Source organism: Pseudomonas sp. CP4 (assembly GCF_047758505.1).
Lineage (GTDB): Bacteria > Pseudomonadota > Gammaproteobacteria > Pseudomonadales > Pseudomonadaceae > Aquipseudomonas > Aquipseudomonas fluorescens_AO.
In genome coordinates this window covers 5498175-5515011 of record NZ_CP180489.1, presented here as the reverse complement: position 1 = coordinate 5515011, position 16837 = coordinate 5498175, and the positions used below count along the sequence as shown (strand labels likewise).

The window sequence follows — 16837 nt, the reverse complement described above, 5'->3', positions numbered from 1 at the left end:
GTGTGCACGACGCAGACCCTGTGGGAGCTGGCTTGCCAGCGATTGGAGCAACTCGGTTCGAGGACAGAAATTCGCCCTAGAAATCCCGCTTATAGAAAATATCCAGCGAGCTCGCCACGCCGCTCGCCGCTTCGACGTAGACCTTCTTGCTCAGCTTGTAGCGCAGGGCGATGGTGCTGGCCGGTTCGAAGACGCCGACGCCGTAGCGCAGGCTGAGTTTCTCTGAGATGTTGCCGCTGGCGACGACGCTGGTGTCGTTGCCGCTGCCCTGGGTGTCGAGCTGGAAATCTTCGATGCCCAGATCCTTGGCCAGGCCACTGGTGACTCCGGCGCTGCCCATTAACCCCAGGCCCAGTGCGGCCTGAGCGAGCATGTTGTTGTCTTCGCCATTGGTGCTCAGCGGACGACCCAGTACCAGGTACGACAGCGCCTGTTCCTGGCTCATCGCCGGTTCGGAGAATATCTGCGTGGTCGGTTGTTCGGCGCTGCCGCTCAGGCGAATACCGGCGATGACGTCGTCGGTCTGGCGGATCGCTTCGATGTCCAGATACGGCTGGTCGATGGGGCCGGCAAACAACAGGCGCGCACGCCGCACTGTCAGGCGCTGGCCGTAGGCGCGATAGCGGCCGTCGTTGAGCCAGAGTTCGCCACGGGTGTCCATGTTGTCGCCGATGTGCACCTGGCCTTGCAGATTGGCGGTCAGGCCGAAACCGGCGAAGCTCAACTTGTCCTGGCCGACGATCACGTCGATGTCCATTTTCATCGGAATCGGTGGTTTGCCCTCTTCGGTCTGCGCGCCAACGATGATGGTGTCGTCGGAGACTTTCACCGTTGATGGTGGCAGCTCGCGCACGGTGATTTCGCCTTTGGGCACCAGCACCTTGCCCGCAACTTTCAGCTCATCGCCGGCCATGGAAATTTTCAGGTCCGGAGCCATTTCCAGTTTGGCATAGGGCTCGACGCTGACTGGCAATTGCGTGCCCTTGAGCGCCAGATCAACCACCAGCGCCTGCCCCCAGGCGACGTTGCCGTTGAGGCTGCCCTTGCCAGTCTTGCCGCTGTTCCAGCCACCGTCCAGGCGCACCGATTCGCCGGCGATCGCCGCGGTCAGTTGCAGGTTCTGCAGCTCCATCGGCAGTTCGGCGCCGGACACTTCGCCGTCGCTGAGCTGCACGGTACCGTTGACCAACGGTGCCAGCAAACCACCGGAGATCGTGCCACTGCCGTTGAGGCGGCCAGTGAGTTTCTCAACCATCGGTACAAACGGCCGCGCCACCGACAGATCGAGGCCGGAGAGGCGGAACGAGCCGCTCAGCGGTTTGTTTTTCGGCAGCGGATTGAGCTGCGCCTGCACCATCAATTCGCCGAGTTTGCCACCGACAAAATTGAGCTCGGTGTCGACGCGCTTGGGCGTGAGCTTGCTGCTGAGCTTGAGCGTCTGGTAGGGGAAATCCAGCCAGCGATCCTTGTCACGCACGCGCAGGGTGCCGCCGCTGGCATCGACACTGACCACGCCGTTCGGGCCGCTCGCCGGCAAGTCCAGTTGCAGATCGGCGTTGAGCCGACCCTGCCAGGCGAAGTCTTTGGGCAGCCATTGCGCAAGGCTTTCGATCGGGAATTGCTTGAGGTGATAACGCAGCTTCGGCTCGGGCATCAGGCGCTGGTCCTCGCCACACAGGCTGGCGTTGCCGGACAGCCAGCAATGCGCGCCGAAATTGATCTGGCCGTCCGCAAGACGTTCCAGCTTGGCCGGGCTTTGCAGCCTCCAGTCCTGGCCACCGGCTTGAATGTCACCACTGGCCAAGCGACCGCGCCAGTTGCCTTTGTCGAGATTACCGTCCAGACCCAGGGCCAGTTTCAGCTTCGGTCCGATCAGGTCGAGGTTGAGTTTCTGGCTTTTGATATCGCCCTGAGCACTGGCGGTCAGGGTGCCCAACGAGGTATCGCCAGTCTGAATGCCGCTGCCTTTGAGATTGATCTTCGCCCGCTGCGCGCTGTCGAGCGTGGCGTCGAGGTTGAGGCTTTGCAGACGGTTGTCCTGAAAGGCCAGTTGCGAGCCCTGCAGATCGAGCTTGCCCTGCGGCGCCTTCAGCGTACCGGCGACGTTGATCTGACCGTTGACCTGCCCGCGCAATTGCGGCCACAGCTGGGCCAGACGCGGCAGTTTGATGTCAATCTGGCCGCCGAGTTTGTCCTGCAGGCTGCCCTTGCCGTTGATGCTGTTGTCGCCGAGACGGATTTGCAGGGCGTTGAGGTTCCACCGCTCGCCCGCGCCGTCCGCCTTGGCCTGCAGGATTGCCGGTTGGCCGCGCAGCTTGCCTTTGAGATCGAGGTCGGCGTTGAGGCTGAGCTGATCATTCTTCATCTCGCCTTTGCTCTTCAACGGCCCGGCCAGAGTGCCCGGCAGTTCCGCGACCCAGTACGCCGGGTTGAGCGCCGACAGGTCCAGCGCGGTATCCCAGGCGATGCCGTCGGCGAAGCGCACATTCACGTGCCCTTCGGCCTTGCCCTGCCCGGCCTGCATGACCAGTTGCGGCAAGGCGATCTGTTCGAGGCTGCCGCTGAACGGACTGCTCAAGGTGAACGCGCCGGCCGGGCCATCCAGCGCAGCGTCGAAATTACCGAGGTACTGGCCGTCGGTGTAGGACACTTCGCCAGTGAAAGTACGCAACGCGACTTGCGGCTCGTCGATTTCCGGATAGAGCCGATGCCACGGGAAGTCTTGCCAGTTGATGTTGGCCTGAGCGCTGAGGCCCTTGCTCCAGTCGACGTTGCCGGTGAGCTTGAGGCTTTGCTTGTCGTTGGCGTTGAGGTCGAGCCCGGCGATCTGCGCGCCAGTGGCGTCGACGTTGCCTTTGAGCAACAGCGCCACCGGCGATTTTTCGGCGGGCAACGTTGCGTTGCCGAGCAGTTGATAACCGTTTTTCAGGTCGCCTTCGCCCGTGAGCACCAGCTGATTGAATTGCAGAGTGTCCGGCAGATCGGCGCTCGGCTTGAACGCGTCGCTGGTGATACGCACCTTTGCTGGCAGGTTTTCCGCCAGCGCTTGCAACTCGCCGTTCAACTGGCCATCGAGGTAGCCACGGCTGTCGGCGTGCAGGTTGAGGGTTTTCAACAGATCGCCGTCGACTTTCAGCGCCAGGGTCCACGGCTCGCTGCCGGGCGCGGGCAAGGTCAGATCACCTTGAATTTTCAGCGGCCAGTTGCCGCTCGGTTGCAGCAGGCCGGACAGGTTCAGGCTGAGTTCGTCGCGCTGCAATTTCACGCTGTCGATCTGCAGGCCCTGAGCGGTCCAGTGCGCCGCCAGTTGCAAGCCCTTGAGCTGTTCGCTGCCGTTGAACAACAGGCTGCCGACCTCAACATCGCCCAGTTCGATGGCCACAGGCAATTGCAGGTCCGGCAGTTTGATCGGGCCGCTGTCGGTGGTTGCTTCGCTCGGCGGGAATTGCAGGATCACCTGCTCGGCCTTGAGCTGATCGATGCACAAGGCCATGCGCGTCAGGCACAGTGGCGACCAGGCGAAGATCGCCTTGTTCAGCTCGACACGGCTGGTGTCCTGCTGCCACACCAGGTGATCGGCGCTCCACTGCCCAGCGAGGCGACCATGGAAATTCTCCACGCTCAGGCCCGGCACCAGGCCCAACGCCCAACGACTGCCGGCCTGCGTGCCAAGCAGTGCGGCCAGGCTCAAGACGATCAACAAGACCAGCGCCAACAAAGTCAGCGCTGTTATTTTCGAACCACGCTTCACAGCTCAGGCCCCATGGAAAAGTGCAAGCGAAAGCCGCCGTCATCGTCCAGCGCCCGAGCGAGGTCGAGGCGGATCGGCCCGACCGGCGAGACCCAGCGCACACCCACACCGACCCCGGTCTTGAGGTCGGGCAGTTCGAGTTTGTTGAAAGAGTTGCCTTGGTCGACGAAGGTCGCCACACGCCATTTCTCGGCAATCGAATATTGATATTCGACGCTGCCGGCAATCATGTAGCGGCCACCGATGCGGTCGCCGTCAGAGTTTTTCGGCGACAGGCTCTGGTAGTCGTAACCGCGCACGCTCTGATCGCCACCGGCAAAGAAGCGCAGCGATGGCGGAATCGAGTTGTAGCCGTTGGTGGCGCTGCCGCCAACCTGCACGCGGCCGAGCAAGCGGTGCTTGTCGAACACCGTGGTCAGGCCCTTGACCAGCGCGGTGCCATATAAAAGGTTGTTGTCGGAGCCGAGACCTTCCTTGGCCACTTTGCTTTCGAAGCTCAAACGATAGCCGTTGCGCGGATCGATGCGGTTGTCGCTTTTGAGGTACGAATAACTGATGCCGGGCATCAGCAACGTGCTCAGGCCCGAGTCGTCGCCGAGTTCGTATTCCTCGCGCTGCCATTTCAGCGAGATCACCCGCTGCCAGCCGCTGGGCAACTTGCTGTGCCATTCCGGGCCGAAGGTCAGCAGCTTGCTGAGGGTGTCGGAGCCTTCGATGTCTTCGAATTGATAGCCGCCGGCCCAGCGCAATTTGTCGGTCAATGGCGGGTCGAGCGGAATGTCGTAGAACAGCCCGACGTTCTGTCGGGGCGCCGAGAGTTCAGCTTCCCAGCCGTAACTGTCGCCCTGCGGATTGACCCAGTGACGCGTCCAGTTGGCTTTGATGCGCGGGCCGACGTCGGTCGAGTAGCCAAGGCCCAGACCCATGGTGCGCGGCTTGCGCGTGTCGAGTTTGACCTCGACTGGAATGACATCATTTTTTGCCGCCGTCGGCGCCGCGTCGACGCGCACGCCTTCGAAATAGCCGCTCGATTGCAGGTCGCGATTGAGTTCGGCGATCAATTCGGAGTCGTAGGGTTCGCCCGCCTTGAACGGCACCATGCGTTGCAGCAGGTCTTCATCGAATGGCGTGTCGCCCTCGAAACTGACATTGCCCAACGCATAGCGCGGGCCGCTGTCGTAGATCAATTCGATGTCGGCCACGCCCGCGCGGGGATCGACCATGAGTTTCTGGCTGGTGAAATGGCCGCTGAAGTAACCGAAGCGCGAGGCCTGGTTCTGGATCACCCGTTTGGCGTCTTCGTAACGACCATGGTTAAGCACGGCGCCGGACTTGAGCAGGTCGCCTTTCGGTACGCGGAAGGATTTCAGCGAGGCCGCCGGGCCATCGACACGTACGGTGACGTTGCGCAGGCGGATCGGCTCGCCGGGATCGATGTTGAGCACCAGACGCGGTTTTTCCCCGCCCTTGACGTCGCTGTCGATTTGCGGCTGGTAGTAGCCCAGCGCCTGGGCCGCTTTGCGCGCCTGCTCTTCGGCACCGCGACTGAAGCGCAGCAAGGCTTCTTCGTCGCGATCGCCGAGGCTGCCGATATAGCCTTCTATATTGGCCTTGAGTTCATCGTTGGACGGCTTGATCCGTACATCCAATTCACTTTGCGCCAGCGCCGCGCAGCTGGATAACAGCATCAGCACGCCGCTGGTAAATCTTCGTGGAAACTTCATAGGCGCGGATGCTATCACGGGCTCGGGAGCCTGATAGAACAGGTAATTTGTGAAGAAGTTCGATCATTATCCCGTTGCTGTTTGTAACACCTGCGGATTGGCGTGGAAAAATACGTGTTCGCGCACCGGCCCGACGGCAACCTCGCCGATCTCCTGATAACCCTGCCTTTTATAGAATTCCAGGTAGCGCGGGTTGCCGGTGTCGAGCACCACCCCTTGCGAGGTTTCATCGACGGCGCACCAGTTGTGCACGGCAGTGAGCAACTGTTCGCCGTAGTGCTTGCCCTGAAACTGCGGGTGGACACCGAGTAACGGCAGCATGTGCACCGAATCACCGGGCACGCACGCGGCGACGGCAGCGTGATATTCCAGATAACGCCGGGTGCAGCGAAACCCGGTGCTGAGCACCATGCGCAAGCGCCAAGCCCAGCTTTCGGTAACGCCCAGGCGCCGTTGCGGAGGTGCGATCAGGGCGATGCCGATCAAGCGATCGTTGACCAGCAGGCCGATCGCCGGCAGGTCCTGAAGGAAATGCTGTTTGACCAGCTCGCGCACCGTCGCGCGCACGCGTTGTTCATAGCCCGGGCGTTCGGCTTCGAACAGGTAGCCGAAGGTCGGCTCGTGGCGATAGGCCTGATACAGCAACGAGCGGGCTTCGCGGGAATAGCCGCGGTCGAGCATGTGGATATCGGCGACGGCGAACTGGGTTTCAGGCATTGCAGTGATTCTCCCCGGTGGCGCGCTCGGTGGCAGGCGCGCTTGTTGGTACGAACCTTGGGCGGATGTGGTGGTTCACCTGACAGGTTAGACCAGCCTCGGATCTTCATCGACTGGGGCGGGCCTCATCGCTGGCAAGCCAGCTCCCACAGTGTCTGCGTCGTTCACAACATTTACATACACCACAGAAACCTGTGGGAGCTGGCTTGCCAGCGATGGGGCCGGGACAAGCGCTACAAATCCCACAGGCCAAAATGATTTGTCCCACACTGGCCCATCTCCCCCATGTCAGCTAGCATCGCCCTTTTGCCAGGACTGCCGACCATGAAGATTGTTTCCTTCAACATCAACGGACTGCGTGCCCGTCCGCATCAGCTGGCAGCGCTGATCGAAAAACATCAGCCCGACGTGATCGGCCTGCAGGAAACCAAGGTTCACGACGACCAGTTCCCCCTCGAAGACATTCGCGCCCTCGGCTACCACGTGCACTTCCATGGCCAGAAGGGCCATTACGGTGTCGCCCTGCTCTCGCGCAACGAACCGATCGCGATCCATAAAGGCTTCGCCACGGATGAAGAAGACGCGCAGCGGCGCTTTATCTGGGGCACTTTCGCTGATGCCAATGGCGTGCCGGTGACGATCATGAACGGCTATTTCCCACAGGGTGAAAGCCGCGACCACCCGACCAAATTCCCCGCCAAGCAGCGTTTCTACAGCGATCTGCAAGCACTGCTGGAAAGCCAGTTCCACAACGAACAGCCACTGGTGGTGATGGGTGATGTGAACATTTCCCCGGAAGACTGCGATATCGGCATCGGCCCGGACAACATGAAGCGCTGGCTGAAAACCGGCAAATGCAGCTTCCTGCCGGAAGAACGCGAGTGGATGGCGCGCCTGAAGAACTGGGGCCTGACCGACAGCTATCGGCACCTCAACCCCGAGGTGACCGACATGTTCAGCTGGTTCGACTACCGCAGCCGTGGTTTCGAAGATGAGCCCAAGCGTGGCCTGCGCATCGATGTGATTCTGGCGTCCCATGGCCTGCTGCCACGGGTCAGGGATGCCGGGGTGGACTACGAACTGCGCGGCATGGAAAAGCCTTCGGACCATGCGCCGATCTGGCTTGAGCTGGCCTGATCCGCGAGTTGCCTGAGATCCCTGTGGGAGCGAGCTTGCTCGCGAAGGCGGAGTGTCAGTAATCAGATATGTTGCTGATACGCCGCCTTCGCGAGCAAGCTCACTCCCACAATTGATATTTACACCCTTCAATCCCTGTCATATTTCGGTCACGCGCCTGACTTAATCTCCCCGGCAATCCCCTTGGCTTGATTCGGTGCCGGCATGACCCTGCGTGTTCTCTGCGTTTTCCTGTTGAGTGGCTGGCTGTCGGTGTCCGCCGCCGCCCTGCCGATCCCCGAAAACGGCCCGGCATTACGCATTCAGGGCTCCAACACCATCGGCGCCGAACTTGGTCCGGCGCTGGTCGAAGGCCTGTTGCAGGAACAGGGCCTGCTGAAAATCCACCGCGAAACCCCGGATACCGCCAACGAGCAACGCATCGTCGGCCAGACCGCACAAGGCCAGCGCGTAATCATCGAAGTCGCCGCCCACGGTTCCAGCACCGGCTTCACTGCGCTGAAAAACGCCAGCGCCGATCTGGCCGCCTCTTCCCGCGAGATCAAGGACAGCGAACTGCTTGCCCTGCAAGCCCTCGGGGATCTGAAAAGCCCGGCGGCCGAGCAAGTCATTGCCATCGACGGCCTGGCGATCATCCTCAACCCGGCCAATCCATTGCAGCAGCTGGACACCGAGCAATTGGCGCGGATTTTTGCCGGCGAAGTGAAAACCTGGGAAGAGCTCGGTAGCCGTGGCGGCGCCATCCATTTATATGCGCGGGATGATCAGTCCGGGACGTACGACACGTTCAAGGAGCTGGTCCTGAGCCGGCGTGGGAAAAGTCTCAGCAACACAGCGAAACGTTTCGAATCCAGCGAGCAATTGTCCGACGCGGTCAGCGCGGATCCGCAAGGTATCGGTTTTATCGGCTTGCCTTACGTGCGTCAGGCCAAAGCCGTGGCGATTGCCGATGGCGCCTCGCAAGCGATGCTGCCGCTGAACAGTCTGATCGCCACCGAAGACTATCCGCTGTCGCGACGTTTGTTCTTTTATCTGCCGCCGGACAGCCGCAATCCGTGGGTGCAGGCGTTAGCCGCGTTCGCGCAGAGCCACCAGGGTCAGGCGATCGTTGCCGCCAGTGGTTTTGTCAGCCAGACCGTGCAAGCCATGAGCGTGGCGCCGAATGCGCTGATGCCCGAGGGTTACCAATCCCTCAGCCGACATGCCCAGCGTCTGACAGTGAATTTCCGGTTTGCCGAGGGCAGCGCCAGTCTGGACAACAAGGCGCGGCAGGATCTGGCGCGGGTGCTCGACTATATAAAGCGCAATGGCAAGACCGAACGGGCAGTGACGCTGGTGGGGTTTGGCGATTTGAAGGATGACCCGGCGCGGGCCGATCTGCTGTCGAAGCTGCGAGCGATGGCGGTGCGGCGCGAGCTGGTCAAAGACGGTGTGGTCATGCGCGAGGTGCGTGGCTTTGGTGCGCTGATGCCGGTGGCGACCAACAGCGCGGATGAAGGGCGGATCAAGAATCGGCGGGTTGAGGTTTGGGTGTATTGATCCTGACGCCTGATCGTTCCCACGCTCCGCGTGGGAACGCATCCCGTGACGCTACGCGTCACAGTGGACGCAGAGCGTCCATGGCGGAACTCCCACGCAGAGCGTGGGAACGATCAGACTGGGGGGAATGCGAATGAGGCAACTCGGTGTTACTGGCCGCTACGCATCATCTCCTTCGGCACATACTTGCCGATCTCGAACTTGCCGATCGCCGCGCGGTGCACTTCGTCCGGGCCGTCGGCCAGACGCAGGGTGCGCTGCATCGCATACATATAGGCCAGCGGGAAATCGTTCGACACCCCTGCCCCGCCGTGCATCTGGATAGCGCGGTCGATCACCCGCAGGGCGACGTTTGGCGCCACAACCTTGATCTGCGCGATCTCGCTCTTCGCCACTTTGTTGCCGACGGTGTCCATCATGTACGCCGCTTTCAACGTCAGCAGACGCGCCATGTCGATCTCCATCCGCGAGTCGGCGATCTTGTCGATGTTGCCACCCAGACGCGCCAGCGGTTTGCCGAACGCGGTGCGGCTCACCGAGCGTTTGCACATCAGTTCCAGCGCACGTTCGGCCATGCCGATCGAACGCATGCAGTGGTGAATCCGCCCTGGGCCAAGGCGACCCTGGGCGATTTCGAAGCCGCGTCCTTCACCCAGCAGGACGTTTTCGTACGGCACGCGCACGTTGTCGAACAGCACTTCGGCGTGACCGTGCGGTGCGTCGTCGTAACCGAACACCGGCAGCGGACGGACAATCTTCACGCCGGGGGTATCGACCGGCACGAGGATCATCGAGTGCTGAGCGTGACGCGGTGCGTCGGGGTTGCTCAGGCCCATGAAGATCAGGATCTTGCAGCGCGGATCGCAGGCGCCGGAGGTCCACCATTTCTTGCCGTTGATCACCCACTGATCGCCATCGCGCACAGCACGGGCGGCCATGTTGGTCGCATCGGAAGACGCCACGTCGGGCTCGGTCATGGCGAACGCCGAACGGATCTCGCCGCGCAGCAGCGGTTCGAGCCAACGCTGTTTCTGTTCTTCGTTGGCGTAGCGCACCAGCACTTCCATGTTGCCGGTGTCCGGCGCCGAGCAGTTGAACGGCTCCGGCCCCAGCAGGGAACGGCCCATGATTTCCGCCAGCGGCGCGTATTCAAGGTTAGTCAGGCCAGCGCCCAGCTCGGACTCAGGCAGAAACAAATTCCACAGGCCTTCAGCCTTGGCCTTGGCCTTGAGCTCTTCCATGATCGCGGTCGGCTGCCAGCGGTCGCCCTCGGCGACCTGGCGTTCGAACACCGCCTCGGCCGGGTAAACGTAAGTGTCCATGAACGCAGTCACGCGCTCACGCAGTTCCTGAACCTTGGGCGAATAAGCGAAATCCATGGGTAGTTACCTTCTCGGGCAGAGGTTGTTCAAGTCATGCAATCGATGCTAGAACAGCACTCATAATTTACCTAGCCTATTCTCGGCGTGTATAAACATTCATCACCGATATATGATCGGCTGATTGTCAGCCCCAAAACACTTGCACTTAATAACAAGAGAAGCCGCGTTATGAATCTGAGCAAGGTCGACCTCAACCTTTTCATCGTCTTCGACGCGATCTACACCGAAGCCAACCTGACCCGCGCCGGGCAGATTGTCGGGATCACCCAGCCGGCGGTGTCCAACGCCCTGGCGCGGTTGCGCGAAACCTTCAACGACCCGCTCTTCGTGCGTACCGCCCAGGGCATGGTTCCCACGCCGATGGCGCAGAACATCATCGGCCCGGTGCGCAACGCCCTGTCGCTGCTGCGCGTGTCGGTGCAGGAAAGCCGCATATTCAACCCGGCGCAGGCGGTGAAGACTTACCGCATCAGCATGACCGACCTGACCGAAGCGATCATTCTGCCGCCATTGTTCCAGCGCCTGCGCCGCCTGGCGCCAACGGTGATCATCGAAAGCTTTCTGTCCAAGCGCCGGGAAACCACCAAGGAACTCGCGGCCGGGCGTCTGGATTTCGCTGTGGATGCGCCGCTCAACACCGACCCGCAGGTGCGCCACGTCAAGCTGATGGACGACCGTTACGTCTGCGCCATGCGCAAAGGCCATCCGATGGCGGGCAAGGAAAAACTCAGCCTCGATGATTATCTTTCGCTGACCCACATCCATATTTCCAGTCGCCGCAGCGGGTTGGGCTATGTCGATCTGGCGCTGGGCAAAATGGGCATCCAGCGCAAGATCGCCCTGCGCTCGCAGCACTATCTGATGGCCTCGCAAGTGATGCAGCAGACCGACATGGTCATGACCGTGCCGGAACGCTTCGCCCGCCGTCATGACCTGCAATCGTTCAACTTGCCGGTGAATGATGTGCCGTCGGTGGAAACGCATTTGTACTGGCACGAAAGCACCGACCAGGACCCGGCCAACCGCTGGATGCGCGAGCAGATGATCGAGTTGTGCCAGCAGGTGACGGCGCAGGAGAAGAAGCTGGAGAAGGTTTAAGACACGACACCGTGTCACCGTTCTTCGCGAGCAAGCTCGCTCCCACAGGGTTTTCTGTCGAACACAAATCCTGTGTTCACACACATCCACTGTGGGAGCGAGCTTGCTCGCGAAGGGGCCTGTACAGACAACCACAACCATCCTTCTTGACGTAAACGTAAACCACCGATTAGCTTAGCGCCATGCCCCTTTTCCGAGCGCTTTCATGAGCAGTCAGACCTACAGCATTTCCGACCTCGCCCGCGAGCTGGACATCACCACCCGGGCGATCCGCTTTTATGAAGAGCAAGGCCTGCTCAGCCCCGAGCGTCGTGGCCAGGAACGCATCTATTCGCCGCGCGACAAGGTCACCCTCAAGCTGATCCTGCGCGGCAAGCGCATCGGTTTTTCCCTGGCTGAATGCCGCGAGCTGATCGAACTCTACGACCCGTCCGGCGGCAACACCAAGCAGCTCAACAGCATGCTGGCGAAAATCAGCGAACGCCGCGAACAGCTCGAGCAGCAATTGCTCGATATCGAACAGATGAAGCTCGAGCTGGATACGGCCGAAGAGCGCTGCGTGCAGGCATTGGAGCAGACGCTCAAGAGCCAGCAAATAGCCCAGTAGTCTGCCAATACACCTTTCCCTGTGGGAGCGGGCTTGCCCGCGATGGCGTCGGGTCAGTCAACATCATTGCAGGATGTTCCGGCCTCATCGCGGGCAAGCCCGCTCCCACAGGGATCACCACGAATCCACGAAGCAGGTCCCGCCCATGTCCCTCCCCTCCCAAGTACGCCTGATCGAAGTCGGCCCGCGCGATGGCCTGCAGAACGAAGCCCAGCCGATCAGCGTCGCTGACAAGGTGCAACTGGTCGATGCCCTGAGCACTGCAGGTCTGGGCTATATCGAAGTCGGCAGTTTCGTTTCGCCCAAGTGGGTGCCGCAGATGGCCGGCTCCGCCGAGGTGTTTGCGCAGATCCAGCGTAAGCCCGGCGTGACCTACGGCGCGCTGGCGCCGAACCTGCGCGGCTTTGAAGACGCGCTCGCCGCCGGGGTCAAGGAAGTCGCGGTGTTCGCAGCGGCGTCCGAGGCGTTCTCGCAGCGCAACATCAACTGCTCGATCAGCGAAAGCCTGGCGCGCTTTGCGCCGATCATGGAAGCGGCGAAACAACACGGCGTTACCGTGCGCGGTTACGTGTCCTGTGTGCTGGGCTGCCCGTATGAAGGCACCGTTGCGCCGGAGCAAGTGGCAATGGTCGCGCGCGAACTGTACGCGATGGGCTGCTACGAAGTGTCGCTGGGCGACACCATCGGCACCGGCACGGCGGGCGCGACCCGGCGCCTGTTCGAGGTGGTCTCGGCGCAGGTGCCACGGGACAGACTCGCCGGGCATTTCCATGACACCTATGGCCAGGCCATGGCCAACATCTACGCCAGCCTGCTCGAAGGCATTGCGGTGTTCGACAGCTCTATCGCCGGCCTCGGCGGCTGCCCGTACGCCAAAGGCGCGAGCGGTAACGTTGCCACCGAGGACGTGGTGTACCTGCTCAACGGCCTGGGGATCGAGACCGGCATCGACCTGGACGCCTTGATTATCGCGGGCCAGCAGATCAGCGCAGTGCTCGGCCGGCCCAGCGGCTCGCGGGTGGCCAAGGCGCGCAGCGCCCAGTGAGGTGTTACCGCTGCGTCAGTGATGTGGGCAAAAGCGAGTAACACGGAAACAAATTGTCTGGCTTTGCCCGGAGCTGAAAAAACCCTAAAACCCTAACCGACTGATTTATAAAGCTTTTTAAAAGTTGGCACGACACCTGCTATCTCTATCGCATAACAAGAATAAAAAGCCGCAAACCAATAAAAACAAGACGAAACGACTCTGACATAACAAGAACAACACGGCAGAGACGCAGCTAACAGATTTTTTTGGAGAAGGTGTGCTTTTCAGGGTGCTCTCAGGAGTGACCCGCAACCGGGCAGAGAACAATAAAACTACCTTCAGGTAGCTCCCGAATCGGTTGGATCGTTAAACGAGAAAGCAGATCAGCGCTCAAAAAAATACGTTTGCTCTTGACCCCGGATGGGGGTCGCCAAAAAGCTGTACAGGGCCACGGTTGCCAAAAACAACAACAGACCGACCCTCAATAATAAAAAGAGCACGCAACGACAAATTAAAGGGGAGCTTCGGCTCCCCTTTGTGCTTTCTGCGATTCCTGAATTCCCCCAATCCCTGTGGGAGCTGGCTTGCCAGCGATTGCGGTAGAACATTCAACATTGATGCTGGCTGACCTGACGCCATCGCTGGCAAGCCAGCTCCCACAGGGTTTAGGTTACCGCTCGGTTATTTTCAGCTCCTCGATACTGATCTCCCGCATTCTGAATTTCTGGATCTTGCCCGTCACCGTCATCGGAAACGCGTCGACGAACTTGAAGTAGCGCGGTGTCTTGAAGTGGGCGATGCGTTCCTTGCACCAGGTTTGCAGCTCCAGCTCCGAGGCACTATGGCCGGGGTGGAATTTGATCCAGGCGACGATTTCCTCACCGTAGCGCGAGCACGGAATGCCGATTACCTGCACGTCCGCCACCGCCGGATGGGTGAAGAAGAACTCCTCCAGCTCACGGGGGTAAACGTTCTCGCCGCCACGAATGATCATGTCCTTGTTACGCCCGGCGATGTTGACGTAACCCTCCTCGTTCATGCTCGCCAGATCGCCGGTGTGCATCCATCCCGCCTCGTCGATGGCTTCGGCGGTGGCCTGCGGATTGTTCCAGTAACCGAGCATCACGCTGTAACCGCGCGTGCACAATTCGCCGATGGTGCCGCGCGGCACGAGGTGGCCAGCGGCGTCGATGATCTTGCTTTCCAGTTGCGGCTGGGTGCGCCCGACCGTGGTGACGCGCAGCTCCAGCTCATCCGCTGGCCCGGTCTGCAGCGACACCGGGCTGGTTTCGGTCATGCCGTAGGCGATCTGCACTTCGCTCATGTGCATTTCATTGATCACACGGCGCATGACCTCAATCGGACAGGTGGCGCCGGCCATGATTCCGGTGCGCAGGCTCGACAGGTCGAAGGTCTGCCGCTGCGGCTGATCGAGCATGGCGATGAACATGGTCGGCACACCGTACAGCGCCGTGGCCTGTTCTTCGGCTACCGCTTGCAGGGTCAGCGCCGGATCGAAGGCGTCATTGGGGTAAATCATCGTGCTGGCGTGGGTGACACAACCGAGGTTGCCCATGACCATGCCGAAGCAGTGATACAGCGGCACCGGAATCACCAGACGATCGGCAGCCGTCAGGCCGAGGCTTTCGCCGACCATGTATCCGTTGTTGAGAATGTTGTAGTGACTGAGGGTCGCGCCCTTGGGAAAACCGGTGGTGCCGGAGGTGTACTGGATGTTCACCGGTTGATCGAAATGCAGGCTGGCACTGCGTTCACGCATTTGATCGGGCGAGACGCTGACCGCCAGATCGCTGAGCTGCGACCACGGCAGAAAACCGGGCGGCGGATTGGCATCGAGGCTGATCATGCCGCGCAGCTCCGGCAGGCGTTCGCTGCGCAGGTGACCGATGGCGTGCTCGGCCAATTCTGGCGCCAGGCTCTGGAGCATTGCGTGGTAATTCGAGGTCTTGAACGCTCCGGCACAGACCAGCCATTGACAGCCGGATTGCTTGAGCACGTACTCGAGTTCGGAGCTGCGATAGGCGGGATTGATGTTGACCAGGATCACGCCGATCTTCGCCGTGGCGAACTGGGTGATGCACCACTGCGCGCAGTTCGGCGCCCAGATGCCGAGGCGATCGCCGGTCTGCAAACCCAGTGCGAGCAAGGCTCTGGCCTGCTCATCCACCGCTTCAGCCAATTGCCGCCAGGAGTAACGCAACTGCTGATGGCGCACCACCAGCGCCTCGCCGTCCGGGTGTTGTGCGACAGTCTGATCGAAACGCTGACCGATGGTCATCGCCAGCAAAGCCTTGTCCTGAGAACCACGGCTGTAGCTACGCTGCCGGTTTGCGCTGGGTTGATCCATGATGACCCCTATTGTCTTTATTTATGGGTAACGACGGTCCTGTAGGCCTTCGCCTGCTCGCGATAGCGTCGTGTCAGCAAACGCAAATATTGACTGACACACTGCTATCGCGAGCAGGCTCACTCCTACAGAAAGCTCTCCGTTTTCAATCCTGAACTGCCCTTACTCTCGCCCAAGTTGACGCTTACGTAAAGCCGATTGACAGTCGGTCTCTGGAAGCTTTACGTTAACGTAAAGCTGAGCGCCGACTCGTCGTGCGCTGCACCCGATAAAAAAGCCAAAAGGTGACCCATGAGCTATCCATCCCTGAATTTCGCCCTCGGTGAAACCATCGACATGCTGCGCGATCAGGTGCAGTCTTTCGTCGCCGATCAGATCGCCCCGCGTGCCGCGCAGATCGACCACGACAACCTGTTCCCCGCCGACATGTGGCGCAAATTCGGTGACATGGGCCTGCTCGGCATCACTGTGCCGGAAGAATACGGCGGCGCCGGTCTGGGTTATCTGGCGCATGTGGTGGCGATGGAAGAAATCAGCCGTGGCTCGGCGTCGGTGGCGTTGTCCTATGGCGCGCACTCCAACCTTTGCGTCAACCAGATCAACCGCAACGGCAATCACGAACAGAAAAGCAAATACCTGCCGAAACTGATCAGCGGCGAGCACGTTGGCGCCTTGGCGATGAGCGAGCCTAACGCCGGTTCCGACGTGGTTTCGATGAAACTGCGCGCCGACAAACGCGGCGATCACTTCGTCCTCAACGGCAGCAAAACCTGGATCACCAACGGCCCTGACGCCAATACCTACGTGATCTACGCCAAGACCGACCTGGAAAAAGGCCCGCACGGCATCACCGCGTTCATCGTCGAGCGTGACTGGAAAGGCTTCAGCCGCAGCAACAAGTTCGACAAGCTCGGCATGCGCGGCTCCAACACCTGCGAGCTGTTTTTCGATGACGTCGAAGTGCCGGAAGAGAACATCCTTGGTGTGCTCAACGGTGGCGTGAAAGTGCTGATGAGCGGCCTCGATTACGAACGCGTGGTGCTCTCCGGCGGCCCGACCGGGATCATGCAGTCGTGCATGGACCTGATCGTGCCGTACATCCACGACCGCAAGCAGTTCGGTCAGAGCATCGGCGAGTTCCAGCTGATCCAGGGCAAAGTCGCCGACATGTATACCCAGCTCAACGCCAGCCGCGCTTATCTGTACGCGGTGGCCCAGGCCTGCGAGCGCGGCGAAACCACGCGCAAGGACGCGGCCGGGGTGATTCTCTACACCGCCGAGCGCGCCACGCAAATGGCCCTCGACGCGATCCAGATTCTCGGCGGCAATGGCTACATCAACGAATTCCCCGCCGGCCGCCTGCTGCGCGACGCCAAGCTCTACGAAATCGGTGCCGGCACCAGCGAGATCCGGCGCATGCTGATCGGCCGTGAACTGTTCAACGAGACGAAATGAATTTCGGCAGCTGCAAGCCGCAAGCTTCAAGC

At 60.8% G+C, this 16837-nt stretch carries 11 protein-coding genes; 6 read left to right on the top strand and 5 right to left on the bottom strand.

Annotation, left to right across the window (positions count from 1 at the left end; genetic code table 11):
- Positions 1 to 76 precede the first annotated feature (76 nt).
- The 3 genes from ACMYUN_RS24875 to ACMYUN_RS24865 all read right to left on the bottom strand — a co-directional run bounded on the left by ACMYUN_RS24875 (position 77) and on the right by ACMYUN_RS24865 (position 6192).
- Entirely contained in the window at positions 77 to 3751 is a 3675-nt protein-coding gene (locus ACMYUN_RS24875) for a translocation/assembly module TamB domain-containing protein (RefSeq protein ID WP_415762058.1), read from the bottom strand.
- On the bottom strand, positions 3748 to 5475 hold the full coding sequence (locus tag ACMYUN_RS24870) for an autotransporter assembly complex family protein (RefSeq protein WP_310406444.1): 1728 nt from the start codon (positions 5473 to 5475) through the stop codon (positions 3748 to 3750). Before ACMYUN_RS24870 ends, ACMYUN_RS24875 begins: the two co-directional genes overlap by 4 nt.
- A 66-nt stretch (positions 5476 to 5541) precedes the next feature.
- Positions 5542 to 6192, bottom strand: coding sequence for a GNAT family N-acetyltransferase (locus ACMYUN_RS24865; protein ID WP_129999574.1), 651 nt, complete (start codon positions 6190 to 6192; stop codon positions 5542 to 5544).
- 324 nt (positions 6193 to 6516) lie between these two features.
- Here ACMYUN_RS24865 and xthA point away from each other — a divergent pair, with 324 nt between their 5' ends.
- Both xthA and ACMYUN_RS24855 read left to right on the top strand, forming a co-directional pair.
- Positions 6517 to 7329 carry an exodeoxyribonuclease III gene (xthA, locus tag ACMYUN_RS24860; protein WP_415762056.1) on the top strand — a complete coding sequence of 271 codons (813 nt, stop codon included), beginning with the start codon at positions 6517 to 6519 and terminating at the stop codon, positions 7327 to 7329.
- A gap of 204 nt (positions 7330 to 7533) precedes the next feature.
- On the top strand, positions 7534 to 8868 hold the full coding sequence (locus tag ACMYUN_RS24855; protein ID WP_415762054.1) for a substrate-binding domain-containing protein: 1335 nt from the start codon (positions 7534 to 7536) through the stop codon (positions 8866 to 8868).
- A gap of 149 nt (positions 8869 to 9017) precedes the next feature.
- On the opposite strand, the gene ACMYUN_RS24850 is transcribed toward ACMYUN_RS24855, so the two are convergent.
- A complete protein-coding gene (locus tag ACMYUN_RS24850; protein WP_129999577.1) occupies positions 9018 to 10247 on the bottom strand; it encodes an acyl-CoA dehydrogenase in 1230 nt (409 codons plus the stop codon).
- Between the two features lie 171 nt (positions 10248 to 10418).
- On the opposite strand from ACMYUN_RS24850, the gene ACMYUN_RS24845 reads away from it, so the two are divergent.
- The 3 genes from ACMYUN_RS24845 to ACMYUN_RS24835 all read left to right on the top strand — a co-directional run bounded on the left by ACMYUN_RS24845 (position 10419) and on the right by ACMYUN_RS24835 (position 13000).
- Positions 10419 to 11348 (top strand): LysR family transcriptional regulator, encoded by a 930-nt coding sequence (locus ACMYUN_RS24845; protein WP_016775308.1) that lies wholly within the window; start codon positions 10419 to 10421, stop codon positions 11346 to 11348.
- A 205-nt stretch (positions 11349 to 11553) separates the two neighbouring features.
- Positions 11554 to 11955, top strand: coding sequence for a MerR family transcriptional regulator (locus ACMYUN_RS24840; protein WP_041477108.1), 402 nt, complete (start codon positions 11554 to 11556; stop codon positions 11953 to 11955).
- A 145-nt stretch (positions 11956 to 12100) separates the two neighbouring features.
- Complete coding sequence (locus ACMYUN_RS24835) at positions 12101 to 13000, top strand: hydroxymethylglutaryl-CoA lyase (protein ID WP_415762052.1); 900 nt, start codon at positions 12101 to 12103, stop codon at positions 12998 to 13000.
- A gap of 652 nt (positions 13001 to 13652) precedes the next feature.
- Here ACMYUN_RS24835 and ACMYUN_RS24830 read toward each other — a convergent pair.
- Positions 13653 to 15350: an AMP-binding protein gene (locus tag ACMYUN_RS24830; protein ID WP_415762051.1), complete on the bottom strand. Its 1698-nt coding sequence runs from the start codon at positions 15348 to 15350 to the stop codon at positions 13653 to 13655.
- 291 nt (positions 15351 to 15641) lie between these two features.
- On the opposite strand from ACMYUN_RS24830, the gene ACMYUN_RS24825 reads away from it, so the two are divergent.
- On the top strand, positions 15642 to 16805 hold the full coding sequence (locus ACMYUN_RS24825; RefSeq protein ID WP_123462381.1) for an isovaleryl-CoA dehydrogenase: 1164 nt from the start codon (positions 15642 to 15644) through the stop codon (positions 16803 to 16805).
- Positions 16806 to 16837: the final 32 nt, after the last annotated feature.